We start from the raw sequence: 24,414 nt of genomic DNA, 5'->3' as shown, positions 1-24,414 counted from the left end.
GCCGACCGCACTGAAGAAGATCTAGTGATCCAGATCATATTCTACGACGCCGGCAAACAGGTCGCTTTCCCTACCCGACCCATCGAGCTCTCCCCGATCGCCTCGAACGAGAACGAACTGCTCTTCGGCCAGGATGGGCTGCGCGATGTTGTTCGACAATGCGTACTCGGTGCCCGAAGGCGCGACGGTCACCTGGGTGGCGTGTGCCTCGAGTGCAGCGCGTTTGTTGTCGAGGACGCCGCTGACATCGAGCGAGGTGGTGATGGTCGACTCGGGCACGCTCGGCAGTTCACCGGGCTCGGGCATCCGCCAGCCGTCGGGAATGTTCGCGATCGAGTCCAGTCCACGCACCAGCTGTTCTTCGCCGGTGACGGTCCAGTAGAGCTTCTGCGGCGCCCACGGTGCGCCCACATCCGGGTAGCGGTCACTGTCTGCGATATCGACAGCCTCCGTCACCAGCGAATGCACTTGCTGGTGGTCGGGGTGTCCGTACCCACCCTCCGGGTCATAGGCGACGACGACATGGGGCCGGACTGTGCGGATGACCGAAAGTATTGCCGACAGAGCCTCGTCACGGTCGGCGTTGACGAACGCCCGCGGATTGAGCGCCGCCGAGGTACCCGCCATGCCGGAGTCACGCCACCGTCCGGCGCCGCCCAGGAATGTCGGACTCTGGACACCGAGAGCTGCCAGCGCCCTGTGCAATTCGTGAATTCGGTATCCACCGAGCTGATCGGCTCGGTCTGCGACGAGGCCCGCCCACCGGTCACCGATGACTTCGCCTTCTTCGCCCAGTGAACAGGTGAGGACCGTAACCTCTACACCTGCTCCCGCGTAATGCGCGATAGTTCCACCGGTGGTGATGGTTTCGTCGTCCGGATGCGCATGAACGAGAAGAAGTCTCACTTGGTCTTGGTCCTCATCCACTGCGCAGCATCACCGAAGATGCCTACCTCGATCGGTCCTGCCAACGACACACCTTCGACACCGGTACCGACGGCGACAACGGACGAATCCTGCATGATCGGGAGAACCGCGGCCAACGCCCACAATTTCGGCTCTGCTTCGGCGATCAGCCGGTCCGCCGGAAGTTCGCCGCGTAGAGCCAGATTCACCGAATTCTGCAACTCCGGCACACATAAACCGGAGAGGTTGCTCGGCGGACGCGCCTTGGCCTCGTCGGTGACACCCGACCGAGTCGGGGCCGGAGCCGGTGGGCACCCGAATCTCGACGCCATCACGGTCGCGGGATCGTTTCCTACACTTGTCCATCCGACCAGTGCGTCGATCCCGCCGTCTACGAGTGCCGTGCTGTACAACTCTTCGGGTGGAAGCGGGGTCACCGATGCATCGATGCCCACGCCTCCCAGTTGGTCGGCAACAGTGTTTGCGACGGCGAGCGAGGTGGAATCATCCTCTACTGCTCCGATGACGAATTCGACTGGTACTCCGTCTTTTTCGAGCGCCCCGTCCGGACCTGGCACGAATCCGGCTCCGGCGAGTAGTGCGAGCGCACTCTGGCGATCGATCGGAGCGGGAGCACTTGGGGCATAACCAAGTTCGGAGGGGCTCGACAGTTGAGCGCGCGCTGGGTGATCGGCCGACCCTGTCCCTGCTGCAACCGTCGACAGCAGTGCCGGATCGAGAAGGCCGAAGATTCCCGCTCGCACGTTTGGATCCGACAGCAGCGCGGTTCGGCCGTTGAGGGTCAGATCGAGAACGCGTGGCTGAAATCTGACGTCGGTGCGAACCCCTGGTATTGCCGCCAGCTGCGCCCTCGTCGCGGTACTTGCCCGAACCTGGGCTACCTGAGCGTCTTTCGACCGAAGCGAGTCGGCCAACTGGGCAGAAGTCCCGCCTCGACGAAGCAGGATTCGGTCAGGCTTCGCCGGTTCGTCCCAGAATCGATCGTTGCGTTCGAGAAGGATTTCGTCGCGTCCTCGGTCGATCGACTTGACACTGAACTGACCGCCCGAGACCGGCACGTTGTCGACGAAACCGGTTTCGAATCCACCGGGGGAGTCTTTGAGGAGATGACTCGGGAGCAAATCGGAGAAGAGTCGTCGCCAATTCGGATACGGCTCGACGAATGTCACGGCGACGCTCTTGCCGCCACCGGAGGAGGCAACGTTATCGATGAGGCCGTAGCCCGCCGGGTCGATGACTCCGGGTTTCGAGATCATTTGTTGCCAGAGATACCGGAAGTCCTCGGCGGCGATCGGCGCACTGTCGGACCACTGAGCTTCGTTGCGGAGCTGATAGGTGACCGTGAACGGATTCTGCGACGTCACCTCCGCCGACAACAACAGCGAAGGGTCCTGGACCCACACGGTCACTGCGGGATTCGATGGATCGGTGGCCGGCCGAAACGGACTCGGTAGGACGAGCGCGCTCACTGCTGAGTTGGCAGGCGACTGGTCGGACAAAAGGTGCGGATTGAACCCGATGCCGACATCGTCGATCGCGACGACGACAGGATCTCCGGTCTCGACGGGAACTTCCGTCGTCGTGATGACGGGTGTCGGTTCGCTCTCGACCGGAGGCGGCGGGTTGGCGGTGCATGCTGCGAGAACCAGAGTGGGCAGAACCAACGCGATGGTTCCGATGCCCAGGGGGCGCGCTCGCCGCAAATGCATCTCCTTCGTCGTAGCCCGTGTCTGCGCAGTCTCATGTCGAGACCGACTGCGCAGACACGGGCGTCCAGCGCGATATACGAAAGCTACCGCTCTTTACAGAGCAGCCTTGTCACGCGACTTGCTGCGCGAACGCTCACGAGCGCGCTCGTTGGAATCGAGGTGCACCTTACGGACCCGAACGACCTCGGGGGTCACTTCGACGCACTCGTCGACGGCACAGAACTCCATGGCCATTTCCAGGTCCATCTTCTTCGGCTTGGCCAGAGTCTCCATGACGTCTGCCGAAGACTGACGCATGTTGGTTAGCTTCTTCTCACGCGTGACGTTGATATCGAGGTCTTCCTGACGCGGGTTGATGCCAACGACCATGCCCTCGTAGGTATCGACACCGGGCTCGACGAAGAACGTGCCTCGGTCTGCCAACTGAATCATGGCGAACGGAGTGACGCTGCCGGCGCGGTCCGAGACGAGCGACCCGGTGTGGCGTGCACGAATCTCCCCCGACCACGGTCCGTAACCGTGGAAGACAGCGTTGGCGATACCGGTGCCACGCGTGTCGGTGAGGAAGTCGGTGCGGAAACCGATCAGGCCACGCGAGGGAACGATGAACTCCATACGAACCCAGCCTGCGCCGTGGTTCGTCATCTGCACCATCTTGCCCTTGCGCGCGGCAAGCAACTGAGTGACACCGCCGAGGTATTCCTCCGGGGAGTCGACCGTCAGCTCTTCGAACGGCTCGTGGACCTTGCCGTCGACCAAGCGGGTGACCACCTGGGGCTTGCCGACGGTCAGCTCGAAGCCTTCACGACGCATCTGCTCGACGAGGATGGCAAGGGCCAACTCACCACGACCCTGGACCTCCCAGGCATCAGGACGGCCGATGTCGAGAACCTTCAACGAGACGTTACCGACGAGTTCCTGATCGAGACGGCTCTTGACCATGCGCGAGGTCAGCTTGTGACCGCTTACGCGGCCGACGAGCGGGCTCGTGTTGGTGCCGATGGTGACCGAGATCGCCGGCTGGTCGACGGTGATCCGCGGCAATGCGACAGGATTCTCGAGGTCGGCGAGGGTGTCACCGATCATGATGTCAGGGAAGCCTGCAACGGCGACGATGTCACCTGCAACGCCCTTCTCACCCGGTACGCGCTCGACACCGATGGTGTTGAGCAGCTCGGTGATCTTCGTCTTCTGGACGACGGGCTCGCCGTCGATCTCACGCATCCAGCTCACGGTCTGGCCCTTGCTGAGCTGGCCGTTGTGGATGCGAACCAGAGCGAGGCGACCCAAGAATGCGGAAGCATCGAGGTTGGTGACGTGTGCCTGCAGAGGTGCGTCGACGCTTCCCTTGGGAGCAGGAACGTAGCTGAGCAGGACGTCGAACAGTTCGTCGAGGTTCTCCGCATCGGGAGCGTTGCCATTCTCGGGCTGAACCTTCGATGCCTTGCCCTCACGGCCGGAGGCGTAGAGGACAGGAAGGTCGAGGGCGAGCTCAGCAGCCTCGGAGGCTTCGTCGTCGAGGTCGGAAGCGAGGTCGAGAAGCAGGTCGTGACTCTCGGAGACGACCTCTTCGATTCGTGCGTCGGGTCGATCGGTCTTGTTCACGACCAAGATGACGGGCAAAGACGCAGCGAGCGCCTTGCGCAGCACGAAGCGGGTCTGCGGTAGCGGGCCCTCGGATGCATCGACGAGAAGGACTACACCGTCGACCATGGACAGGCCGCGTTCGACCTCGCCACCGAAGTCGGCGTGCCCGGGGGTGTCGATGACGTTGATGACGGTCATGGTGCCGTCGGGGTTACGTCGGTGAACGGCCGTGTTCTTGGCCAGAATCGTGATGCCCTTTTCCCTCTCGAGGTCACCCGAGTCCATCACGCGATCGATCGCTTCGGCGCGTTCCTCGAACGCTCCCGACTGCCGGAGCATGGCGTCGACCAGCGTGGTCTTGCCATGGTCGACGTGTGCAACGATGGCTACGTTGCGAAAAGTGGTGGTGCTGTCGATGTTATCTGCACTGCTTGGGGCGCTCACGCGAAAGGTTCTCCTGGGTTGAATGCGGGCTCTTGTTCGCTAGCGGCTTTATGACGCTAGAGAAGCGCGCTGCACCGCGAGAATCTCGCGACTGAACAAGTTTACCCGCTACCCCAGGGTGACCTGCGACACGCAGTACCCTTTTCCACAAGTTCACCTTGAAATGCGAGATTTTCGGAGACGTTCACATGGGCAAGATCAAGGCCAAGAAGGTGTCGGGTCTCAAGCCGAAGAAAAAATGTTGCCGCAAGAAGACGCGCTGCATCAAGTGCCCCGTGGTGATCATGAGGATGAAGAAGCTCGAAGATCAGGGCGCCTCCGGCAAGGACCTGAAGAAGGGCCTGAAAAAGGCCCGCTCTACCTGAGCATCAGCGCAAGTTCGGTTACCCATTCGCGGTCCGCATCGACCAGATCCATCCGACGAAGGCCGACGGCGTCGACCCACCGCAGATTTGAATGATCAAGTGGAGCAGGCGATCCCGCGACCAGCTCGACGCGATAGGCCCGCAGAATTCGCCCGGCTCCGATGGGGACATCACCGGCCAGCTGTGCACCGACAGCAGTGTCGACGCCAAGTTCCTCGTGTAGTTCACGCATCAACGCCTGAGCGTCGCTTTCGCCGGGTTCGACCTTTCCTCCCGGCAGCTCCCACAGGCCCGCGAGCTCCGGCGGACGGGCTCGCTGAGCGAGTAGGAGTAGCCCCTCGGCGACGATGGCACCGGCCACCACGACGGCAGGAGCGGTGATGTCAGGGACGGAACCAGCTGATTTTTCGGCGTCGGTCATGTCAGGATCGTTTCCATGAGTGAACTACTGTCCAACGCCGAGATCGACGATGCACTGAGCAGTCTGCCGGAGTGGAGTCTCGATGGCTCCTCGATCACCCGAACGGTCGAGTTGCCGACGTTTCCGGCGGCGATCCAGTTCGTTTCACGGGTGGCGACTGCTGCCGAGGCTGCGGGGCACCATCCCGACATCGATATCCGATGGCGAAAGTTGACCTTCACGCTGTCCACGCACTCCGAAGGCGGACTCACGTCGAAGGACGTGGATCTGGCTCGCGAGATCGAGAATCTGCTGATTCGAGATTGACCCGTCGTCTTTTCAGGTAGATCGCCAGGATGTAAACGAGGAGTGCGCCGAGTACGTCGACGGTTCCGAGCCAGGCGAGTATCCCTGGGCGGGATACGAGCCAGATCGACTCCTGGAAGAAGCTGAGGATCCAGGGGATGCCGATGACGCTGGTCACCAGCCAGTATCCGGCCACGATCCGCGTGAACACAGCCTCGCGATCCGGTCCGTGTACGAGCCACACGAGCAGCGGCATCACCCATACCCAGTGGTGTGACCACGAGATCGGCGAGATGAGCAGCCCCAACAGTTGAACGACGAGGAGTATGCCGAGTCGATCGTCGCGTCGTAGCGAGCGCCACGCGGCAACCGCGAGAGCGGAGACTACGAGGACGCCGCCCATCCACAGCGGCCCGGATTCGATATCGTGTCCGGCGATCCGGCTCATCGCTCCGCGCAGCGACTGGTTCCACACCGAGCCGACCGGCCCGATTCGATCGGCGTCCCCGAGCAGAGTGGTGAAGTAGGTTCCTGCTTGATGGCCGAGAACCAGGTAGCTGAGCGCGACGGTGGCAGCGAAGGCGACAGCCGAGAAGATCGCTGCCTTCCAACGCTTCGTGGCCAGGAAGTAGAGCCCGGTTATCGCCGGCGTGAGCTTGATTCCGGCGACGAAACCGATGAGTCCACCTGCAACCCACCAACGTGTACTGCGGATCGCCACGACCGCGCCCAGGGCGAGGAAGACGTTTACCTGTCCGTAGTCGAGAGTGGTGCGCACGGGTTCGGTCCACAGGGCCAGCGCTGTCCATGCCATGGCGATGCGGGTCCAGCGGGAGGTGCCCGCCACGTCGTCGCCGAGCATCAGGCCGAGGCTGAGCTTGATGAGCAGGAACATCGCTGCCATCGTCGCCAACTGCCAGGCGATCCCGACAACGGTGAACGGCAGATAGTGCAACGGAAAGAAGACCAACGCTGCGAACGGCGGATAGGTGAACGGAAGAGGAAAGTCGGGAGTCTTCACCGAGTAGGTGAAGTTGTAGAGGTCGTCTTTCAGCAATGCTGCCGAACCATCCACGTAGACGTGCAGGTCGACGAGGTTCATTCCGTTGGGCGTGGCCAAGGCCCAGGCGAGTCGGGCCAGGACCGACAGTGCGAGCAGGAAGGGGGCGTATCGAACCAGTCGGTTCACCTGTTGTCTCTCGCTCCCGCTCGGTGGTGTTCGTCGTCTCGGTTCGAGATCGACAGCCGAGCTTATAGGGAGCCTGATTGTGCCTTTTATAGGGAACCCGATCAGGCTTCGCGCACGCGGTTCACTGAATTTGCGGACGATCATCGTGGATGTTCACAAATAACATTTGCATCACCAATCACACTATTCACTTCTGTAACACGCTAATGTCCGTAGGCGGTCGATGCCGAGTTGCGCGCGTCCAGAGTCGGACAACGCCCGAAAGTACCGGCTGTACAAGCAAGGGTCGGATACATAGAGTGACCCCTCGAGCCAACAACCGCTTCATGGCCCGTTTTACGATCAGGATGGGGAAAATCAAGTGCTTCGTACCGGGGTAACACGCAAAGTCGTCACTGTTGCGGCGGTGGCATGCGCCGCTGCGCTCGCGCTGCCGACCTTTGCTTCTGCAGAGCCAGCACCGCCTGCAGCCGAGCTGCCTCCGATGTTCCTCCCCTCTCCGGACCAGCCACTGCCGGACTACGCGCAGATCGAAGCACTTGCATCGTTCGCCCCCGCCATCATGGGTGCCGCCGCAGGCCCGACCGACGTCGCAGCGGGCCCGCAGGGCGATCTCCTCGCCCAGGCACGTCAACTGCTGGACAATCCCGCCATTCCTGAGACGGTGAAAGCCACTCTCACAAGGGTCATCACGTTCCTCGACGGATCCGGTGGCGGCGGACCCGAACTGCCTCCGTCCGACGGGCCGATCATCGCCCAGTTCCTCTACCCGACCATCGGTAAAGGCTGCATCTCGGACACGGCAGATTCCATCGGCACCGCGCTGGCCGTACCCGGCCCCGCGACGCTTCCGCCTCCCGGACCTGCTGCAGGCCACGCCGGCTTCGTCTTCACTGCCCTCGGCACAGCACCTCTTGCTGCTCAGCAGGAGTCACCGTTCACCGTGACGTGGCTCAATCTCGACAACCGTCGAACCGGGACCCAGGAGTTGACCGGAGCGTCGGCCATCAATCCGGGCGGCCCTGCCACGATCTCCGGTATTGCTGATACCGGACCGGGACGCGTCCTCGCTGTCGCATCCGGTTCCATCACGACCAAGTCCGTCGAAGATCCCGCTGCACCGGCACGGACCTGCGGATTCCTTCCCACGATCGGCACCTTCTACGTAGCCTGATCATCGTGTGAGTAGGGTCTGCTCGTGAGCAGACCTCTCGCATTCGTTGCGATTACCTATGCATTCGCGGTAGCGATGATCGGCACCACGATGCCGACGCCGGTCTACTCGCTATACCAGGTCGAGTTCGGATTCTCCGTTTTCGTCGTCACGATAGTTTTTGCCGCCTATGCGCTGGGAGTGCTCACTGCACTCCTGGCGTTCGGTCGTTGGTCGGACTCACTGGGTCGTCGCCCGATGCTGCTTGCCGGGATCGCCTTCGGCATAGTCAGCGCGCTGGTGTTCATTTTCGCCGGATCGCTCACCGCTCTGCTGATCGGACGGGTGCTCTCTGGATTATCGGCGGGCATATTCGTCGGAACTGCAACGGTGACACTGGTGGAATTGGTGCCGGACAAGTGGCGCGCACACGCACCGGCGATTGCGACGGCGGCGAATATCGGCGGACTCGGTCTCGGGCCCCTACTAGCCGGTGTACTGGTTCAGTATCTGCCGCACCCGATGCAGCTGACCTTCATCGTCGACATCGGTTTGCTGATCCTGGCGGCGGTCGCGGTGTACCTCTCCCCCGAGACGGTGAAAGTTGCACGCGGAGCCAGACCACACCTGCAGAGACTGTCGATTCCGGCGCCTATTCGCGGCACGTTTCTCCGCGCATCGATTGCCGGCTTCGCCGGATTCGCTGTTCTGGGCCTGTTCACCGGCGTCTCTCCCGGCTTCATGAACAGCGTCCTCGGCATCGACGACCACGCTGTGACAGGCGCAGTCGTCTTCCTGTTGTTCGCCTCGTCCGCAGCCGCTCAGATCGGGCTCCGCGCCCTGGACACCTCGTTCGCGCTGCGGGCCGGATGCGTCGTACTGTTCGCCGGCGTCGTAGTACTCGCAATCTCACTGCTGACGGCTTCGCTGCCCCTGCTGATTCTGAGCGCCGTGGTGAGTGGAGTCGGACAGGGAGTGACGTTCAGCAAGGGGATGGCGACGGTGACCGCAGAACTGCCGGTGGATCGGCGCGCCGAAGTGACGTCGACATTCTTCGTCGTTCTCTACATCGCCATCTCGGTGCCCGTGATCGGAGCAGGAGCAGCCGCGAATGCCTGGGGCCTCGTCACAGCTGGTGTGGTGTTCTCAGGCGCAGTTGCTGCGCTCGCGGCCATCGCATTCCTTCTACTGGTACTCGAATCTCGCGATGAAGACTGGAATCAAGAAGCGAAGGAATCCGACAAGAACTGATAGATATATCCGGCGATCGTATAAATTACATCGATGAGATTCATATCGTCTTTCCTTCGAGAATCAGGCTAGGGACCATTGGCCGTAATCAGGCTTGAGAATTACATTGATGTCGACGCTGATCCCGTCGACCTTGCCTTTGTCGATCTGCACTTGATGTAGATGCGCGGCGGGGTGCCGGAAGCCTTTCGGCGTACCCCAATTGTGCTGCCAATACCACCGGCCGAGCCCAGCAATGGACGCCAATTCGATGGTCGGCGAATTGGCGTAGATCCCGGTGTTCTCGGCTCCGACGACAGATTGCCAACCGAGGATGTACGGCGCGATCATCGTGGCGAACTCGACCGCGGTGGGATTGTCGTCGATAGATGCGTAGATGGGCCGGTTCTGGGGTCCACCGGCGGCTCGATGCAGTTCCACACCCCGGTTCGCATGCTTGACTCCGGCCGCGTATCCGCCTCTCCAGTCGGACGTTGCACCCTTGCCGAACTGATAGTTGGACACCACTTCCAATCCTGCTTCGGTCAGCGCATCGGCCTCGTCGCGCTTCATCGGCTTGCCGAGCATCCATTCGGCACCGGGTCTGCGATCGGAAACATAGCGGACAGCCCCGTGGTGACCTGCCGCTTTGATCGCCTCCGGCGAGGGGACCCCGCCCGAATAGTCGACAAGCGTGCCCAACCCGTCGGCGTGCGCTGCAGTACGGGCCCCCAATGTTGCCAATCCGACGGCAGTAGCCGATCCCACCGCCGCGTATTTGAACAACTCGCGTCGTGAAACGTGCACTTCAAGCCCCCCACATCGATAGTTCGATTCGGCGTGTCAGACCGCTGATTCAAGTCGGCGCTGCTACATTTCTCGGTTTGCGTATTGCACCACACTCACTCCGGTACCGCTAGTCACTCCAGACTCCACAGCATCATTTGCCTCTCTTTGCACAGATGCTCCGAGCACGTGCCTTCGCCGGCCCGCGCGCGCACAACCTACTGTGGAGTCATCGGTTCAGGACGATCGAAGGAGAGATTTTCATGGGCGTAACGCTTTCCAAGGGCGGAAATGTGTCACTGACCAAGGAGGCCCCCAACCTCACGTCGGTATCGGTCGGTCTGGGGTGGGACGTCCGCGACACCACGGGCGGCGACTTCGATCTGGACGCAAGCGCAATCGGTCTGGACTCGAACAAGAAGTCTGTCGACGATCTGTTCTTCGTGTTCTACAACAATCTCCGTTCGCCGGACGGTGCCATCGAGCACACCGGCGACAACCGGACGGGCGAGGGCGAGGGCGATGACGAGAGCATCAACATCGACCTCGTGGCCCTCTCACCGAAGGTCGAATCGATCGTGTTCCCGGTCTCGATTCACGACGCCGATTCTCTGGGGCAAAATTTCGGCCAGGTCGTCAATGCATTCATCCGGGTGGTCGATCGCGCCGACAATCGCGAGTTGGCTCGCTTCGATCTCAGCGAGGATGCGTCGACCGAAACCGCCATGGTGTTCGGGGAGTTGTACCGACGAGGTCAGGAATGGAAATTCCGGGCAATCGGACAGGGTTATGCGTCCGGTTTGACGGGCATTGTTCGCGACTACGGAATCAATGTCGGTTAGCTGATTCGCAGAAATCATCGGCCTGCTGCGGGTATCGATTGAATAACCGACGACCTCTGGGCTTGAGAATCCATGGGCGAGTGTGGTCGGATCACCACATTCGTAACATTGGTTTCATCAGTCACAGGAGTAACACATGTCGTCTCGGTTCGGTCGAATAGCTGGAACAGTCGCACTGTCCTGCGCAGCGTTGCTTGCGCTGCCCGCCACCGCGACGGCAGATCCGGCGCCAATGGATCCACTGGCGCAGGCAGTGACGGCCCTTCAGCAGCAGGGCACCTCAGCCAATGATCCTGCGCTGGCCGCAGCGACCGCGATCTCGGGAGCCCGCACTGCCGTCGCCGACGACGTCGACGCCAACCCTCTCGCGGCTCTCGACACCGCCAACAAGATCCTTACCGAACTCGGTATCACGCCGTTCTTCTACCCGACAGCGGCTATCAATTGCGCTGAGGTTCCCGGCGTACCATTCGGCATCTCTCCGGCAGTAGCGGGAGCAGCTGGAGGGCCATGGCCGAATGCGAAGGTACCGCTGCTTCCCCCACTCAACGCTGTCGAGAAGGGCGAGACGATGTTTGCCTTCGTCCCGGCCGGTATCGTCGATGACTCGGCGAACAAGGCGGGCATGCAGGTGGCATGGTTCAACGTCAACACCTTGAAGGGCGGATTCGCCGATATGGGCGGAGCCACTACGACATTCGTCGATTCGATACTCGACAATGCCAAGCTCGACCCCATTACTACCCAGTTGGTACGAGGTGCGTTGACCACGGCTATCGCCAAGTTGCCTGCCGCCGGGGCGCGCCTCGCACCGGTGGAAACCGGCTCGGGAACCGTTCTCGCAGCTGTGTTCGGCAACGTCGAACACAAGACTGCCGACGGCGTCAACAACTGCTTCTACTTCCCGACCGTGGGCTTGGTAAACGTCGGCTGACGCTTTTCCACCGATCGTGAACCGACAAAATGCGGCGCCGCTCTTGCGGCGCCGCATTTTGTCTCGATAAGAGCTTCTACGAATCCCCTTGGGGTGGAACTGAAGTCACGCGGAGTTCGGTCACAACCGTCCGACGCTGCGCAGGCCCGCGACCGTGGCATCGAGCGTATCGAGAGACCCGCGGTAGTGCACTCCCAGATCTTTCTCGCTCGGCGAGTCGTCGGAAGGCGGCATCTGCGTGTAGTACTGCATCGCGGCCTCGGAAATCGGTGACCGAGACACGGGGGTCTCGATCGGTGACACCGAATCGACGATGTCGGATGCTCGTCCCAGCAGTCGCAACGCGACGTCGGGAACGGGCACCGGGAGGACTGTCGTACCCGTGATCTTACGCAGCATCTCGGCAATCGACCCGATCGGTATCCGCTTGCCACCCACCATGTAGCGACGCGGCCCACGCCCGGGTTCGAGTAAAGCCGAATGCACCGCCGCGAGATCACGGACGTCGACGACAGTCCAGGCTGCGCTGCGTCCCGGCAGCATTCGCATTTTCAGGGCGGATTCGACGCCGTCGGCGGCTTCACCGAACTGGTCACCCGCAGGAGGACCGAGCACCATCCCGGGGTAGGTGATGACGACCGGCGCACCGCCGTCTTGCATTCCGCGTGCATAGAGGTCGACCTGGGACTTGGTGCGTCCGTATGCATCGGTTCCACCGACGACCGGAAGATCGGCGCGAAGCATCTCCAAACCTGGCCGAAACAGGGCCGTGAAGCTCGAGACGTGCACAATCGGATCCAAGCCGAGAGCTGCGGCAGTCCCGAGCACATTCTCGGCACCCAGCATGTTCGTCGCGATCATCTCCTCGGCACGAGATGGATCGGTAGCGACGACCGCTGCAGCATGAACGACACTGTCGCAGCCATCCATGGCCCGCGAGATCGAGTCGGCGTCGGTGATGTCACCGAGGCGAAAGTCACTGACGTCCAGGCCTATCTGGGCCGCGCTCGTCTGCAATCTGTCAGGATTTCTGACCAGGAAACGAACTTCGTGTCTGGCGTCGACGGCTGCCTTCGCGGTCCATGCCCCGACGAAACCGGTACCGCCGGTGACGAGCACCCGCATCAGCTCTCCTTTGTTCGTGTTTGTGCTGCCTCGAGAAGCTCTGCGAGCGACTCGCCCATCGCGTCGGCGAGCCGATCCAGATCTGGTGTTTGTTCGCGGTCTGCGATGAGACCGATGTCGAGTCGCCCGTCGCCGGACATGACGGTGATGTTGAGACCGGCACCGTGCAAGATCGGTCCTAGAGGAAACATTCCGGTCACCTTGGCCCCGAGGAAATACAACGGCATCGGTGGACCGGGGACATTCGACATCACCAGGTTGTGCACGACGGGGTGGTGCTGGGCAAGATCGAGTGCCGCGTAGGCACGCATGGCCGCGGCAAATGTTGCTGGAGAGGCAAATTGAGCCCAGTCCTGCAACAGGGTCGCACCGATTTCCCTGTTGTGCTCCTTGCCGACCTCATGGCTCGCAGAGATAGCGAGCAATCGTTCGACCGGGTCGTCTATGTCGGTGGCCAACGACGCGAACATTGCCGATACCTGATTGGTCCCCGGTCTGCTGCTTTTCTCGTGCACCGACACCGGGACGACTGCGATGAGCGACTCTTCCGGTAGACCATCGGTCTTTTCGAGGTAGATGCGGATTGCACCCGCACACATTGCCAGCACGACGTCGTTCACCTTGGCGTCGAATGCGTTCTTGATTTCTTTGACGTCGGAAAGCTTCAGTTGCTCGAAGGCGACGCTGCGGTGCCGACTCAGTGTGCCGTTGAATTGCGTTCGCGGTGCTACGAACGGCGGCGGCATGGCCCGCCCGCTTCGAGCTCGCCCGATCCACCCGGTGAGGGTTCGTACCGTGGCGGGAAGAATGCTGAGTGCCTGCAAAGGCCTGCTCGCGAAGGAAACTGCACTTCCCACCGCAAGGTCGAAGTTGTTGACCGATCCGACCCCCGGTGATGGTGGGAGTGGTTCCGCATCCCGATCGATACTGCACAGTAGCGAAATAATGTTCGCTGCCGAGATTCCGTCGACCGTCGAGTGATGCATCTTCAGAAAAATGGGAGTCTTGCCGTTCTTCGCCCCTTCGAGCACCCACATCTCCCACAGCGGCCTCGAGCGGTCCAGGGGCTGCACGGCGAAATGCGCACATGCCGCCGCGACTTCGTCTTTGCCTGCGGGCGCGGGGAGGGTCATACGATGGAAATGCTTGTCGATGTCGAAGTTCTCGTCTTCGACCCAGACAGGGTGGTCGAGATTGAAGACGCTGTCGTGGAGCTTCTTACGGAGCGTTGGAATGCCCTCCAGCCGACGCAACAGCTCGACCTTCAGGGCATCGGCGTCGTAGTCGACGCCATCACCCACCGCTTCGAGTTCGATGAGACCGCACACATTCAGTGGCTGCTCAGGGGTTTCGAGGTATAGAAAGCTCGCGTCCAGTCCGCTCAACCGTTCCATTCGATTGACATTAGAACGTGTTTCAGTTTCTCGCTGAGATTTCGACTATTCTGTGCAGATGTCCGGACGTTTACACCCGACCGACGCGCAGGCCTATTGGATGTCTTCGAAAATTCCGAACGACCAATTTTTGCTTTATTGCTTCGACACGAGCACCGCTGCCGTCGACGTCGTGGATGGACTCGTGTCGACTGCCCGCGGTGTACCCGAACTCGACATCTGCTTCGCCGCCGCCTTCGGCTATCCACGGACCGTTCCGATGACCGTCGGACCACACCACGTCATCTCGCATACGCTGCCCGAGGGAACATGGACAGGATGCCTGCGAGCCGTCGCCGACCTGTTCGCCAGCCCCGTCGATCCGCTCGAAACTCCTTGGCTGCTACATCTTTTCGACTCTGTCTCCGGCGCTCCACGATGCATCGGGCCCGCACTTGTTGCAGTGCTACAGGTTTCACATGCCCTCGGTGACGGCCGTGTCGCCTCCTCGCTCGCACGACAGCTCTTCGGCGAGCGTGATTTCTCCGCCCCGCTGCACAACCCACGCGGACGCTTCCGTCCCGTCGAGTTCATCAGGCAATCCCGCCGCGCCCAGGTACTCGAAGGGACCCTCGCAGCCGACACCGCTGCGGGGTCGATACCCCCGCAGTCGCCCGGCAGGGAGAAGATCCGCGTCAACGTTGCCCCAGCAGGTGAGACGAGCATCCGGACCGTGGTCCGAGACCGTACCGAGCTGAGCGGTCCCGGGGTTACCGTCACGGTCGGCGCTATCACGGCAGTGTCCATAGCGCTGTCGAACTACCTGAGACGCTGCGGCGACCCGATTCCGGAGTTGCTCGGCGCAGAGGTCACCTTGGGAAAGAGCGGGCCGCGGCGGGCCCGCAACCACTTTCGTAATGCAGGTATCGATCTCTATCCGGGCATCATCGATCCGCTCGAGCGAGCGAAGCACATTTCGGCAGCGCTGCGCGATCGTCGCGCACGTGCCGATCATCCGGCTATGGCCGCAGAGGCTCTCGCGTCCGAGATGGTGCCCGCAGTACTACTGCGATGGGGAATCCGTCAGTTCGACCCCACCGTGATACCCGATACGGTCACCGGCAATACCGTCGTATCGAGTGTGAATCGCGGATCCGCCGACCTCACCTTGGGCGGTGGGCGCGTCCGATTCACCGCAGGATTTCCGGCGCTGTCCCCGGTCATGAGCCTCACCCACGGCGTTCACGGAATCGGCGACGTGGTGACCATCAGCGTCTCCTCGAGCGCCTCGGCGGTGGACGACCCAGATCTCTACGCGGGGCTCGTGCACGACGCGGTCGACGAAATGGCCGATCGCCTCAGCCGACCTGTTTGACAGACTCTTCTCAGCATTGTGCGGGTGCTGGCCTCAGACTCATCGCGCATGCTCTTGGATATGACTCAGATGACGGTTCTTGCGGTCGGTGGCACCGGGGAATCTCACCCGGACGACGACCGCACCGAGGTCTCCGGGCTGCTGAGCAGCGTCACCGGCGAATTGGATGAAAGATTCCACGGAAGGTGGGTCGGCTACCCCGCGTCGTATGGGCCGGTGGCAGTCGGCGGCCTCAGCTTCTCGCACAGCACCGAGCTCGGTGTCCAACGTCTGATCTCGGCGATCCAGGTAACCCCAGGACCGATTGCACTCATCGGTTATTCCCAGGGCTGCTCGGTCATTCGTGAAGTGTTGGGCCTTCTCGCAAGAGGGGAGGTGCACCTTCCTGCCGTCGCCGCCGCCGGGTTGATCTCCGATCCCCAGCAGCCTGCGGGCGCCGTGCCAGCCTGCACGGGACGCGGGGTTGCCGGGGACGGACCAAAGCTTCCGGACTCGGTCGCGGTGATCTGGATCGGGCAACCCGCGGATATGATCTGCAATGCAAGCGAAGACAGCTACATTCGTGACATCGCGGACCTCACCCGATGGATGTCGTTTCGCACTCCGAAAGTGTGGCTGCAACAGCTATGGATACTGCTGCGTAGCAATGGTTTTCAAAATGCTGCCAAGACCCGCCTGTCGCCGAAACAGTGGCGGAGAGACATACGACGCCTGCGTGTGGCCGCCACCGAGCTCAGCGGATATCTGCCCCGGACATTGGTATGGCGGAGGTGGCGAATATCCAACCCGTCCGGAGATCGCCACATCGCCTATGCGAGTGAGCCTCTCGATGCGAGCGGTCTGACCGGTTGCCAAATCTTGGCGCAGTGGCTGCAGGTACAGGCAACGATGGCCCCGACGTCATACGCAGCGTGAGTCTAGGTCAGCGCAGGCACAGACAGAAGAGATGACCGACGGGATCACGGAAGACGGTGAAACTCGGCTGATCGAGTGGCCCGGTCACTTTCGTGGCGCCGAGTCCCACGACGAATTCCTCGGAGGCGGCCATGTCGTCGACGACCAGATCCAAGTGAGTCTTGATCCCCTCCGACGGCCATTCCAGCGGAACGAAGTTCTCGGCCAGCTGAAACGCCAATTTGAGATTGCCCGGGCCTTGGAGAATCGTCCAATCCTTCTCGGATCGGACGATGTTCCACCCGAGCATCTTGCCGTAGAATCCGGCCAGCGCTGCGGTGTCCGGGCAGTCGAGGACGATGTAGTCCATGTCGATCGCAGGTCGTGTCATGGGTGACAGCGTAATGAAGAGAACGTCTCCAGTGACCGAAGGCCGGCGGTTCCGGTGATACGCGCAGTCAGATGATCCACCATGCGGCGTAGGGCGGCATCCATACCGAACCGAACTCGTCGGCCATCACATCGTGCTGTGCGAGAACTTCCCGAGGGTGTTCGACGCCGAGATCGAGCACATGCGAGTACGGAAACGGCCGATGCTCGGCGGTCATGTTGAAGAATGCGACGAGGGTGCCACTGGGGTGGCGTCGACGGACCACCAAGAGGCCGTCGTCGAAGTCGGTCGGCAGGTCCACCGGCGCCTCGGCGTGCAACATTGGTAGCCCCGCGCGCACCCGGGCGATGCGCGCGATCCCGTCGAACACCCGCTGCTCGTCGGTGCCGGCTATCAGGCGTCGTGCACGGTCTTCGTCGGTGATGCGGGGACGGTGGACCCAGCGATTGTCCTCGCCGTGCCCCGGTTCGGCGGCCCACTCTGCGTCACCGGGGGATCCCAGTTCGTCGCCGCTCCACACGACGGGGATGCCACCCCACACCGAGATGACGGCGTGCGCGAGAAAGATGCGCGCGAACGCTCCGTCCGGATCGCGCCTCGACGGGCCGAGTCCGGTCAATGCTGCTGAGGTGCCGCTGATTCGCCGGTCATCGGTCTTTTCGTTGTGTTGAAATACGAGCCCTTCGGCCCAGGAACCATCGAATTCACCGCTATACCACTCGGCGAGAAAAAGACGGTGCCCGGCGCCCGTCAACCCCAGTGCGGTGGCGTCGCCGTCGTCGATCGCCCAGCCGATGTCGTCGTGGCATCGGACGTACGTCACCCAGGTGCCGCCCGGCGGTGTCGGGGGTAGCGACGCGAGGACGTGCCGGGCCAGCGCTGTACTGCCGGTCGCCAGCATCGACCACACCTGCACCATCAGACTGTTGTGGTACGCGATGTCGGAGACCCGACCGGTGTGCTGACCGAGACCGAGGTAGGGCATCAGATCTCGGGGCCCGACGATCGCTTCGGCCTTGAACAGCACGGCCGGTGCAGCGAGCCGAGCGGTTGCCCGCAGGGCCTGGGTGATGGCGTGGACCTCGGGCTGGTTCTGACAATTGGTTCCGAGCCGCTTCCACAGAAACGCAATCGCGTCCAACCGAAGTACTTCGACGCCGAGGTTCGCAAGGTGCATGACGATGTCTGCAAACTCGAGCAGCACATTCGGATTGGCCCAGTTCAGGTCCCATTGCCACTCGTTGAAAGTGGTCCACACCCACTCCCCCATGTGATCGTCGAACGTGAAGCTGCCCGGCGCGAAGTCGGGAAACACCTCGGGCAGCGTGCGTTCGAACGAATCCGGTGTACTCCGATCGGGGTAGATCAGGAAGTAGTCACGGAACTTCTGGTCGCCGGAACGCGCTTTCTCTGCCCACTCATGCTCGCGGGCAACATGATTGACGACGAGATCGACGACGAGGCTGATGCCACGCTCACGCAGCGTTGTCGCCAGTGCGCTCAGGTCCTCATTGGTTCCGAGGTCGGGGCGGACCGATCGGTAGTCCATGACTGCATAGCCGCCGTCGTTGTCTCCTGGCCGTGTCGCCAGTAGCGGCATCAGGTGCAGATACGTCACGCCCAGGTCGGCGAGATGATCGAGTCGCTGCCCGAGACCGGCCAATGTGTCGCCGTACCGATCGACATAACAGGCATAGCCGAACATGTCCGGCCGTTGAAACCAGTCGGGCCGAAGAAGCCTGCGTTCGTCCAACCGGTGCAACTCCGGCGGGCGCTGCGCAAAGCCGGCAGCAGCAGCTTCCACCAGGCGCGACACTACGGCGTCGGGGTCCGGATAGATCGCGGTGACGGCGTCGTGAAGATCGGGCCACCACATTTCGTACCGCAGCTGAAATGTTTCTTGGCGATGGGCCGGGAGACCCGCCAAAATCTGGAGCGTAGCTGCGGAGTGGGCCGGCGCGACAACCATGCCTGCATCATGGCACGACGGTACTGTCGATGCCCTCGAGATCGGAGAGGCACACTGTCCGAGTGAAGATCACCGACGCCCAGCGCCGAGCCCATCTGGCCGCTCGCCACTTCGCGGACTCCCCCACCGCCGAGGACGTCGTCTCTTCACTGCTGGCTTTGCACGCTACCGACCCTGCGACGGTGTATCTGTCGGTGCTCGCCCGCGCCCGATCGCTGTCCATCGAAGATGTCCGCACCGCCATGTACGACCGACCAAACCTTTTGCGGCTCATGGCGATGCGCCGCACCCTGTTCGTAGTCGCGCACGACGACGTCCCGATCATTCATGCGGCAGCAAGCGTCGGGGTGGCCCGAACGATGCGCGCGAGACTGATCAAAGAGGTGTCGACGCTTCCGACCGAACCTGTCATCGAGGATGTGCCGGGTTGGCTCGATGCCGTCGAGAAGCAGGCGGAGGACGCGTTGAGGGCCGCCGGGTCGGCAACGGGTGCAGAGTTGTCGGCCGCGGCGCCGCTACTGAGAACAGCGCTACTTCCCACGACCGACAAGGCGTACGACGTCAAGCGTTATGTGACTTCGCAGGTGTTGTCGATGATGGCCGCCGAAGGGCGCATGGTGCGCGTCGAACCCCGCGGCTCGTGGACATCCCGCAGGCACGCGTGGGCGCCGATCGATCAGTGGTGGCCGGGCGGGATTCCGACTCTCGACGAGGCCGAGAGCCGCCGCGAGCTTGCACGACGCTGGCTCGACGTGTTCGGGCCCGCAACGCTCGACGATGTTCAGTGGTGGACCGGTTGGAACAAAACTCAGACGCGAACCGCAGTTGCGGGCCTCGACACCGTCGAAGTTGAACTCGACGCCGGCGACGGGATCATGCTGGCCGACACTGTCTTGCAGAAGGGCCGGACCGGTGTGATCCTGCTTCCCGCGCTCGACCCCACACCCATGGGGTGGAAGCACCGCAGTTGGTACCTCGGCGAACACAAAGCTCCACTGTTCGACACGTACGGCAACATCGGTCCGACGATCTGGTCGGACGGCCGCATCGTCGGCGGCTGGGCCGTCACGCCAGCCGGTGAGGTGGTGACCGAATTGTTCGAGGAGGTCGGTTCGGGAGTCGAGGCAATTGCCGCGGAGGCAGGAAGGATCACCGACCTGCTCGACGGGACCGCCGTTGTCCCGAGCTTCCCGACGCCGCTGGAGAAGCGGCTTCGGGGGAAGAAGTAGCGATCACTTCCGAGGTTGTGACGGCACCGACACGATTACCCGGCCCGAGCTGCCGCCGGTCAGAAGTGACACGAACGCATCCGCAACGCGATCGATGCCTTCGAAAACCGTGTGCAGGCTGCAGACTTTGCCTTCGCGCAGCCAACCTCCCACCTCGGTTTCGAACTGTTCGCGGAGATCCTCGTGTGACGTGACAGCGAAGCCCTTCATTGTGAGTTCCTGGTAGATGAGCCTGCGGTAGTTTGCCGGACCGCCGCCGTCCCCCACGGCACCGCAGATCACCGCTCGACCACCGAAGTTCAGTACCTCGAGCGCGGCTTCGAGTTGCTCGCCGCCAACATTGTCGTAGTAGAGGTCGATGCCGTCGGGTGCAGCATCGCGCAGAAGATCGACGGCAGGGCCGTCATGTCGATTGATGGCTTTGTCCGCACCGAGTGTGTCCGTGAGGAGCGCGACCTTGTCGTTGGAACCGGCGACACCGATGACGGTTGCCCCACGTGCTTTGGCGAACTGTACGACGCAGCTGCCCACTCCGCCCGCCGCGCCGGAGACGTAGACGACGTCCTCGGGCTGAACATCACCGACGTGAATCAACCCGGTGTATGCGGTGAAGCCGACGTGCCCGAGAACCGTGAGATGAGCGTCGAGACCCTCATTCGACTCCGTGCCGGGAATCTTGCGCAGCTCATCGGCCTCCACGACAGCGGCCGTGCACCACGGAACCTTGCCGACGGCGAGATCTCCGGGCTGAAAACCCTCGACGCCGGACTCGAGCACCTCGACGACGGCATCACTGGACGGAACATCACCGACGCCGATCCCCGGCCCGTAGGCCGTACCTTCACCGCCGAGACGGTGAGCAAGACCCGCGTTGAGGCCGAGGCGCCTGACACCCACGAGGACCTGCGTCTTCGTCGGCGACGCGACGTCCTTGTCGAACACGCCGAAGTTCTCCGCGCGGACATTTCCATCCGGTAGCGACTTCAACTGCACTTCTCGACTGAGCATATTTCGACTGTACTGAGTCAGTCGTGGTCCGCGGGGTAGTCGATTGTGCCGCAGCGCGGACGCTTCTTACAGATCCAAGCAGAAACAGTTGTCGCGCTTTTACTTTCAATTGTCACCGCCGCGAGGAGACAAGGCGGAGAACGCCGATTCGGCTAGCAAGTCCTCTGACCGCTGCAGACTGGACAAGGGCGGGATAATTGGCGAATACACATCGACGTCAGCAGATTGAGGTTGTCTCTGTGGGTTCTGCGCACGAGAGGACAGGACGATGAGTGAAGAGCAGATGGGGCCAGAGACGAAGGGGGTCGTGGTCGAGTTGTTGTCGACGGTTGACCTCGGCTCCGAGATCCAGAGCATGGACGGGTGGCAGTTGCGCACACGCATGGTGACCATGGAGCCGGGAGCTGTTTTCGGCCCGGTACATGACCACAAGGGCAGGCCAGGAACGGTCTACGTGCTGCAGGGAACCATCACGGACCATCGCGACGGGATCACCACCGAGTATGGGCCAGGTCTGGGCTGGCCCGAAGACCGGAACACGCTCCACTGGCTCGAGAACAGAGGAGAGGTTTCGGCGGTGGAGATATCGGTCGATGTAGTCAGGCGCGGGTAGGCCTCTTCTCGACCAATGGACACCATCACCAAAGGAGCCCTGCGTTGACGCGATATCTGACCTCGTTCGACGACTGAGCGATGACGCACATTCCGAATGCCGATTGGCCGGTCGGCGGCGAGGATTCGCATGCGGTGATTCGTGACATCCACAAGGACCTGCGTCTTCGCGGGTGAACCGATGTCCTTGCTGAACACCCCGGAGTCACAGGTCCGCGGGACGGTCCACTCGAACCGCTACGTGAACCTCGGTCAGACGTTGAAGCGGAACTCCACGACATCCCCGTCGACCATGACGTATTCCTTGCCTTCGATCCGGACTTTGCCGGCAGCCTTGGCTGCGGCCATGGATCCGGCCTCGATGAGGTCCTCGAAGCTGACGACCTCGGCCTTGATGAATCCGCGCTCGAAGTCGGTGTGGATGACTCCTGCAGCCTGAGGCGCGGTGGCGCCCTTGTTGATCGTCCACGCGCGAGCTTCTTTCGGGCCTGCGGTGAGGTAGGTCTGCAATCCGAGGGTGTGGAAGCCGGCGCGAGCCAGGGCGTCGAGGCCCGGCTCGGTCTGGCCGACGGATTCGAGCAGTTCCGCGGCAGATTCGGTGTCGAGTTCGAGCAGTTCGGACTCGATCTTCGCGTCGAGGAACACGGCGTCTGCGGGTGCGACGAGGCGGGCGAGTTCGCCGACCTTGGCGTCGTCGGTGAGCACACTCTCGTCGGCGTTGAAGACGTAGAGGAACGGCTTGGTGGTGAGGAGCTGGAATTCCTTGAGCAGCTCGAAGTCCAGCTTGTCCCTCTGCGAGAACAGTGTTTTGCCCTCGTTGAGCACTGCCTGGGCGGCAATGGCGGCGTCGAGCGCAGGCTTGCGATCCTTCTTGATCCGCGCCTCCTTCTCCACGCGCGGGATTGCCTTCTCCAAGGTCTGCAGGTCGGCGATCGCCAGTTCGGTTTCGATGACCTCGATGTCGGCGGACGGATCGACACGGCCGTCGACGTGCACCACGTCGTCGTCGGCGAAGACTCGGACGACCTGGCAGATGGCGTCGGCTTCGCGAATGTTCGCAAGGAATTTGTTGCCGAGCCCGGCGCCCTCGGAGGCCCCCTTGACGATCCCTGCGATGTCGACGAACGACACCAGCGCGGGCACCAGCTTCTCCGAGCCGAAGACCTCGGCGAGCTTGCCCAGCCGCGGGTCAGGCAGCGCAACGACGCCGACATTGGGCTCGATGGTCGCGAACGGGTAGTTCGCGGCCAGCACATCGTTGTTGGTCAGCGCATTGAACAGGGTGGACTTGCCGACGTTGGGCAGTCCGACGATTCCGAGGGTGAGGCTCACGGTCTATGGAGTCTACTTTGGACGCATCACCAGCCCCGACAGTGCCCGGCCAGTGGTGACGGCCGAGCCGCCCAACGGGGCCAAGACGACATGATCTGCACCCGCCCGCAGGTGTGCATCGACGCGTTCAGCGATGTCCTCGACGCTCCCCCACGCGACTACGGCATCGACCAGCTTATCGCTGAGCTGATCGACATCGTCGCTGGTGAACCCCATGCGAAGAAAGTTCTGGCGGTAGCCGTCCACGGTCGCCAGAAATGACAGCGGCTCGCGGGCGATCGCGCGGGCACGCCCGGGATCGTTCTCCAGCACGACGAATTGGTCGATCACCAACGTTCGATCCGGCCCGAGGAGTGCCCGCGCTGCCTCTGTGTACTCCGGGGTGACCAACAACGCCACCGCACCGGCTGCTCGACGTCGAGCCATCTCCAGCTTCTTGGGACCGAGCGCTGCGAGAATTACGCGATCGGCAGGAACGTCGAGTTCGTCGAGGTATGCATTCAATCCGACAAGTGGACGGGCTGCCTGTGGACCACCCAGCCCGAGAACGAACCGGCCCGAGGATTCCAGTTCGCTGTACAGCTGGGCCGTCGCCGACGAGCTGTAGCGGTCGACGGGGACGATGCCGGGCACCACTTTCACCGTTTCGGTCGCGTGCACGAGATCGGCGAGCCGCTCGAGCCGGTCGATTTGGCCACCGGGCAACCACAGGGCGCTGTAACCGAGCGACTCCAATTCACGAGCATCTTCGAGATACGAGTGAGAGACGCCGATGGAGAAACCAATTTTGCCGAGTCCGAGTGTGTCCATGCAAGCGATACTAAAACGCTTCGCGCCCAACAGGAGCCGTCAGACCCCTTGCAACAGCTAGCTATTGGCGACGATCAGCGCGATGAACAGGATGTACAGCAGGAAGAATCCGAAAAAGAGCCCGAGTGACAGCTTGCCGAAGAATCCGGCGCGCTTCGAGGAGTACTCCGCGCCCTGAATGTCGCCGATCAACCACAGTGGGTGAACCTTCAGTGCATGGTTGAACGCCGAGATCGCCAGCGGCCAGAAGAAGATGACAGCGACCACTGCCCAGCCTGCATTGGACGGCGGCATCGGCGGTGCCTGCACATAGGGCTGTGCGTAGGGCTGCGCGGACGGATAGGCCTGCTGTTGGTACTGCGGCTGCTCGAACGGACCTGACATTGCGAAATCCCCCGATGATCGATGAAAGACGAATAATACG

At 62.1% G+C, this 24,414-nt stretch carries 24 protein-coding genes; 10 read left to right on the top strand and 14 right to left on the bottom strand.

Going from position 1 to position 24,414, the window contains the following annotated elements:
• Positions 1-21 precede the first annotated feature (21 nt).
• The 3 genes from mshB to typA all read right to left on the bottom strand — a co-directional run bounded on the left by mshB (position 22) and on the right by typA (position 4,667).
• Positions 22-927 (bottom strand): N-acetyl-1-D-myo-inositol-2-amino-2-deoxy-alpha-D-glucopyranoside deacetylase, encoded by a 906-nt coding sequence (gene mshB, locus E5720_RS14835; protein WP_136171281.1) that lies wholly within the window; start codon positions 925-927, stop codon positions 22-24.
• Positions 903-2,636: an ABC transporter family substrate-binding protein gene (locus E5720_RS14830; protein WP_136171280.1), complete on the bottom strand. Its 1,734-nt coding sequence runs from the start codon at positions 2,634-2,636 to the stop codon at positions 903-905. Before E5720_RS14830 ends, mshB begins: the two co-directional genes overlap by 25 nt.
• Positions 2,637-2,729: 93 nt before the next feature.
• Positions 2,730-4,667 (bottom strand): translational GTPase TypA, encoded by a 1,938-nt coding sequence (typA, locus tag E5720_RS14825; RefSeq protein ID WP_136171279.1) that lies wholly within the window; start codon positions 4,665-4,667, stop codon positions 2,730-2,732.
• Positions 4,668-4,855: 188 nt separating this feature from the next.
• Between typA and E5720_RS21710 the strand changes: the two genes are divergently transcribed.
• On the top strand, positions 4,856-5,032 hold the full coding sequence (locus E5720_RS21710; RefSeq protein WP_168708357.1) for a hypothetical protein: 177 nt from the start codon (positions 4,856-4,858) through the stop codon (positions 5,030-5,032).
• On the opposite strand, the gene E5720_RS14820 is transcribed toward E5720_RS21710, so the two are convergent.
• Positions 5,025-5,453 (bottom strand): NUDIX domain-containing protein, encoded by a 429-nt coding sequence (locus E5720_RS14820; protein ID WP_136171278.1) that lies wholly within the window; start codon positions 5,451-5,453, stop codon positions 5,025-5,027. The two genes, E5720_RS21710 and E5720_RS14820, sit on opposite strands and share 8 nt — an antisense overlap.
• Before the next feature lie 15 nt (positions 5,454-5,468).
• Between E5720_RS14820 and E5720_RS14815 the strand changes: the two genes are divergently transcribed.
• Positions 5,469-5,759, top strand: coding sequence for a 4a-hydroxytetrahydrobiopterin dehydratase (locus tag E5720_RS14815; protein ID WP_136171277.1), 291 nt, complete (start codon positions 5,469-5,471; stop codon positions 5,757-5,759).
• Here E5720_RS14815 and E5720_RS14810 read toward each other — a convergent pair.
• Positions 5,701-6,927, bottom strand: coding sequence for a mannosyltransferase (locus tag E5720_RS14810; RefSeq protein ID WP_247595975.1), 1,227 nt, complete (start codon positions 6,925-6,927; stop codon positions 5,701-5,703). The two genes, E5720_RS14815 and E5720_RS14810, sit on opposite strands and share 59 nt — an antisense overlap.
• A 361-nt stretch (positions 6,928-7,288) precedes the next feature.
• Here E5720_RS14810 and E5720_RS14805 point away from each other — a divergent pair, with 361 nt between their 5' ends.
• Both E5720_RS14805 and E5720_RS14800 read left to right on the top strand, forming a co-directional pair.
• Complete coding sequence (locus tag E5720_RS14805; RefSeq protein WP_136171275.1) at positions 7,289-8,101, top strand: hypothetical protein; 813 nt, start codon at positions 7,289-7,291, stop codon at positions 8,099-8,101.
• A gap of 24 nt (positions 8,102-8,125) precedes the next feature.
• A complete protein-coding gene (locus E5720_RS14800) occupies positions 8,126-9,331 on the top strand; it encodes an MFS transporter (protein WP_136171274.1) in 1,206 nt (401 codons plus the stop codon).
• A 63-nt stretch (positions 9,332-9,394) separates the two neighbouring features.
• On the opposite strand, the gene E5720_RS14795 is transcribed toward E5720_RS14800, so the two are convergent.
• Positions 9,395-10,117: a DUF1906 domain-containing protein gene (locus tag E5720_RS14795; protein WP_136171273.1), complete on the bottom strand. Its 723-nt coding sequence runs from the start codon at positions 10,115-10,117 to the stop codon at positions 9,395-9,397.
• Between the two features lie 242 nt (positions 10,118-10,359).
• On the opposite strand from E5720_RS14795, the gene E5720_RS14790 reads away from it, so the two are divergent.
• Positions 10,360-10,938 (top strand): TerD family protein, encoded by a 579-nt coding sequence (locus E5720_RS14790; RefSeq protein WP_136171272.1) that lies wholly within the window; start codon positions 10,360-10,362, stop codon positions 10,936-10,938.
• A 136-nt stretch (positions 10,939-11,074) separates the two neighbouring features.
• Positions 11,075-11,872 (top strand): hypothetical protein, encoded by a 798-nt coding sequence (locus E5720_RS14785; RefSeq protein ID WP_136171271.1) that lies wholly within the window; start codon positions 11,075-11,077, stop codon positions 11,870-11,872.
• Positions 11,873-11,992: 120 nt separating this feature from the next.
• On the opposite strand, the gene E5720_RS14780 is transcribed toward E5720_RS14785, so the two are convergent.
• Together E5720_RS14780 and E5720_RS14775 are read right to left on the bottom strand one after the other, a co-directional pair.
• Positions 11,993-12,997 (bottom strand): NAD-dependent epimerase/dehydratase family protein, encoded by a 1,005-nt coding sequence (locus E5720_RS14780; RefSeq protein WP_136171270.1) that lies wholly within the window; start codon positions 12,995-12,997, stop codon positions 11,993-11,995.
• Positions 12,997-14,391, bottom strand: a complete 1,395-nt coding sequence (locus E5720_RS14775) for a wax ester/triacylglycerol synthase family O-acyltransferase (RefSeq protein WP_136171269.1) — start codon at positions 14,389-14,391, stop codon at positions 12,997-12,999. The genes E5720_RS14780 and E5720_RS14775 overlap by 1 nt, the downstream gene beginning before the upstream one ends.
• Positions 14,392-14,449: 58 nt before the next feature.
• Here E5720_RS14775 and E5720_RS14770 point away from each other — a divergent pair, with 58 nt between their 5' ends.
• Both E5720_RS14770 and E5720_RS14765 read left to right on the top strand, forming a co-directional pair.
• Complete coding sequence (locus E5720_RS14770; protein WP_136171268.1) at positions 14,450-15,745, top strand: WS/DGAT domain-containing protein; 1,296 nt, start codon at positions 14,450-14,452, stop codon at positions 15,743-15,745.
• A 60-nt stretch (positions 15,746-15,805) separates the two neighbouring features.
• Positions 15,806-16,660 carry a PE-PPE domain-containing protein gene (locus E5720_RS14765; RefSeq protein ID WP_136171267.1) on the top strand — a complete coding sequence of 285 codons (855 nt, stop codon included), beginning with the start codon at positions 15,806-15,808 and terminating at the stop codon, positions 16,658-16,660.
• Between the two features lie 7 nt (positions 16,661-16,667).
• Here the strand turns inward: E5720_RS14765 and E5720_RS14760 are convergent, their stop codons facing one another.
• Positions 16,668-17,030 (bottom strand): VOC family protein, encoded by a 363-nt coding sequence (locus tag E5720_RS14760; RefSeq protein ID WP_136171266.1) that lies wholly within the window; start codon positions 17,028-17,030, stop codon positions 16,668-16,670.
• A 67-nt stretch (positions 17,031-17,097) separates the two neighbouring features.
• Positions 17,098-18,999, bottom strand: coding sequence for an alpha-amylase family protein (locus E5720_RS14755; protein ID WP_136171265.1), 1,902 nt, complete (start codon positions 18,997-18,999; stop codon positions 17,098-17,100).
• Between the two features lie 62 nt (positions 19,000-19,061).
• On the opposite strand from E5720_RS14755, the gene E5720_RS14750 reads away from it, so the two are divergent.
• A complete protein-coding gene (locus E5720_RS14750; protein ID WP_136171264.1) occupies positions 19,062-20,228 on the top strand; it encodes a winged helix DNA-binding domain-containing protein in 1,167 nt (388 codons plus the stop codon).
• A gap of 3 nt (positions 20,229-20,231) precedes the next feature.
• On the opposite strand, the gene E5720_RS14745 is transcribed toward E5720_RS14750, so the two are convergent.
• The gene (locus tag E5720_RS14745) at positions 20,232-21,236 is read right to left on the bottom strand and encodes an NADP-dependent oxidoreductase (protein WP_136171263.1); all 1,005 of its coding nucleotides are present in this window, start codon (positions 21,234-21,236) and stop codon (positions 20,232-20,234) included.
• A 268-nt stretch (positions 21,237-21,504) separates the two neighbouring features.
• On the opposite strand from E5720_RS14745, the gene E5720_RS14740 reads away from it, so the two are divergent.
• Positions 21,505-21,849 (top strand): cupin domain-containing protein, encoded by a 345-nt coding sequence (locus tag E5720_RS14740; RefSeq protein WP_136171262.1) that lies wholly within the window; start codon positions 21,505-21,507, stop codon positions 21,847-21,849.
• A gap of 251 nt (positions 21,850-22,100) precedes the next feature.
• Here E5720_RS14740 and ychF read toward each other — a convergent pair whose 3' ends face one another.
• The 3 genes from ychF to E5720_RS14725 are packed head-to-tail and all read right to left on the bottom strand — an operon-like array spanning position 22,101 to position 24,374.
• Positions 22,101-23,180 carry a redox-regulated ATPase YchF gene (ychF, locus tag E5720_RS14735; protein ID WP_136171261.1) on the bottom strand — a complete coding sequence of 360 codons (1,080 nt, stop codon included), beginning with the start codon at positions 23,178-23,180 and terminating at the stop codon, positions 22,101-22,103.
• Between the two features lie 12 nt (positions 23,181-23,192).
• Positions 23,193-23,990 (bottom strand): TIGR03620 family F420-dependent LLM class oxidoreductase, encoded by a 798-nt coding sequence (locus E5720_RS14730; protein WP_136171260.1) that lies wholly within the window; start codon positions 23,988-23,990, stop codon positions 23,193-23,195.
• 57 nt (positions 23,991-24,047) lie between these two features.
• Positions 24,048-24,374, bottom strand: coding sequence for a CD225/dispanin family protein (locus tag E5720_RS14725; RefSeq protein ID WP_136171259.1), 327 nt, complete (start codon positions 24,372-24,374; stop codon positions 24,048-24,050).
• Between the last annotated feature and the right edge of the window lie 40 nt (positions 24,375-24,414).

It is taken from the genome of Rhodococcus sp. PAMC28707 (genome assembly GCF_004795915.1).
Classification (GTDB): Bacteria; Actinomycetota; Actinomycetes; order Mycobacteriales; family Mycobacteriaceae; genus Rhodococcoides.
Note: the sequence above shows the minus strand (reverse complement) of the source record. Positions and strands in the feature narration are given on the sequence as shown.

Coding starts and splice junctions, on each gene's coding strand:
- E5720_RS14830 (WP_136171280.1), bottom strand. CDS start 2,636: ATGCATTTGCGGCGAGCGCGCCCCCTGGGCATCGGAACCATCGCGTTG.
- E5720_RS21710 (WP_168708357.1), top strand. CDS start 4,856: ATGGGCAAGATCAAGGCCAAGAAGGTGTCGGGTCTCAAGCCGAAGAAA.
- E5720_RS14820 (WP_136171278.1), bottom strand. CDS start 5,453: ATGACCGACGCCGAAAAATCAGCTGGTTCCGTCCCTGACATCACCGCT.
- E5720_RS14815 (WP_136171277.1), top strand. CDS start 5,469: ATGAGTGAACTACTGTCCAACGCCGAGATCGACGATGCACTGAGCAGT.
- E5720_RS14790 (WP_136171272.1), top strand. CDS start 10,360: ATGGGCGTAACGCTTTCCAAGGGCGGAAATGTGTCACTGACCAAGGAG.
- E5720_RS14785 (WP_136171271.1), top strand. CDS start 11,075: ATGTCGTCTCGGTTCGGTCGAATAGCTGGAACAGTCGCACTGTCCTGC.
- E5720_RS14780 (WP_136171270.1), bottom strand. CDS start 12,997: ATGCGGGTGCTCGTCACCGGCGGTACCGGTTTCGTCGGGGCATGGACC.
- E5720_RS14775 (WP_136171269.1), bottom strand. CDS start 14,391: ATGGAACGGTTGAGCGGACTGGACGCGAGCTTTCTATACCTCGAAACC.
- E5720_RS14770 (WP_136171268.1), top strand. CDS start 14,450: ATGTCCGGACGTTTACACCCGACCGACGCGCAGGCCTATTGGATGTCT.
- E5720_RS14765 (WP_136171267.1), top strand. CDS start 15,806: ATGACTCAGATGACGGTTCTTGCGGTCGGTGGCACCGGGGAATCTCAC.
- E5720_RS14760 (WP_136171266.1), bottom strand. CDS start 17,030: ATGACACGACCTGCGATCGACATGGACTACATCGTCCTCGACTGCCCG.
- E5720_RS14755 (WP_136171265.1), bottom strand. CDS start 18,999: ATGGTTGTCGCGCCGGCCCACTCCGCAGCTACGCTCCAGATTTTGGCG.
- E5720_RS14745 (WP_136171263.1), bottom strand. CDS start 21,236: ATGCTCAGTCGAGAAGTGCAGTTGAAGTCGCTACCGGATGGAAATGTC.
- E5720_RS14740 (WP_136171262.1), top strand. CDS start 21,505: ATGAGTGAAGAGCAGATGGGGCCAGAGACGAAGGGGGTCGTGGTCGAG.
- E5720_RS14730 (WP_136171260.1), bottom strand. CDS start 23,990: ATGGACACACTCGGACTCGGCAAAATTGGTTTCTCCATCGGCGTCTCT.
- E5720_RS14725 (WP_136171259.1), bottom strand. CDS start 24,374: ATGTCAGGTCCGTTCGAGCAGCCGCAGTACCAACAGCAGGCCTATCCG.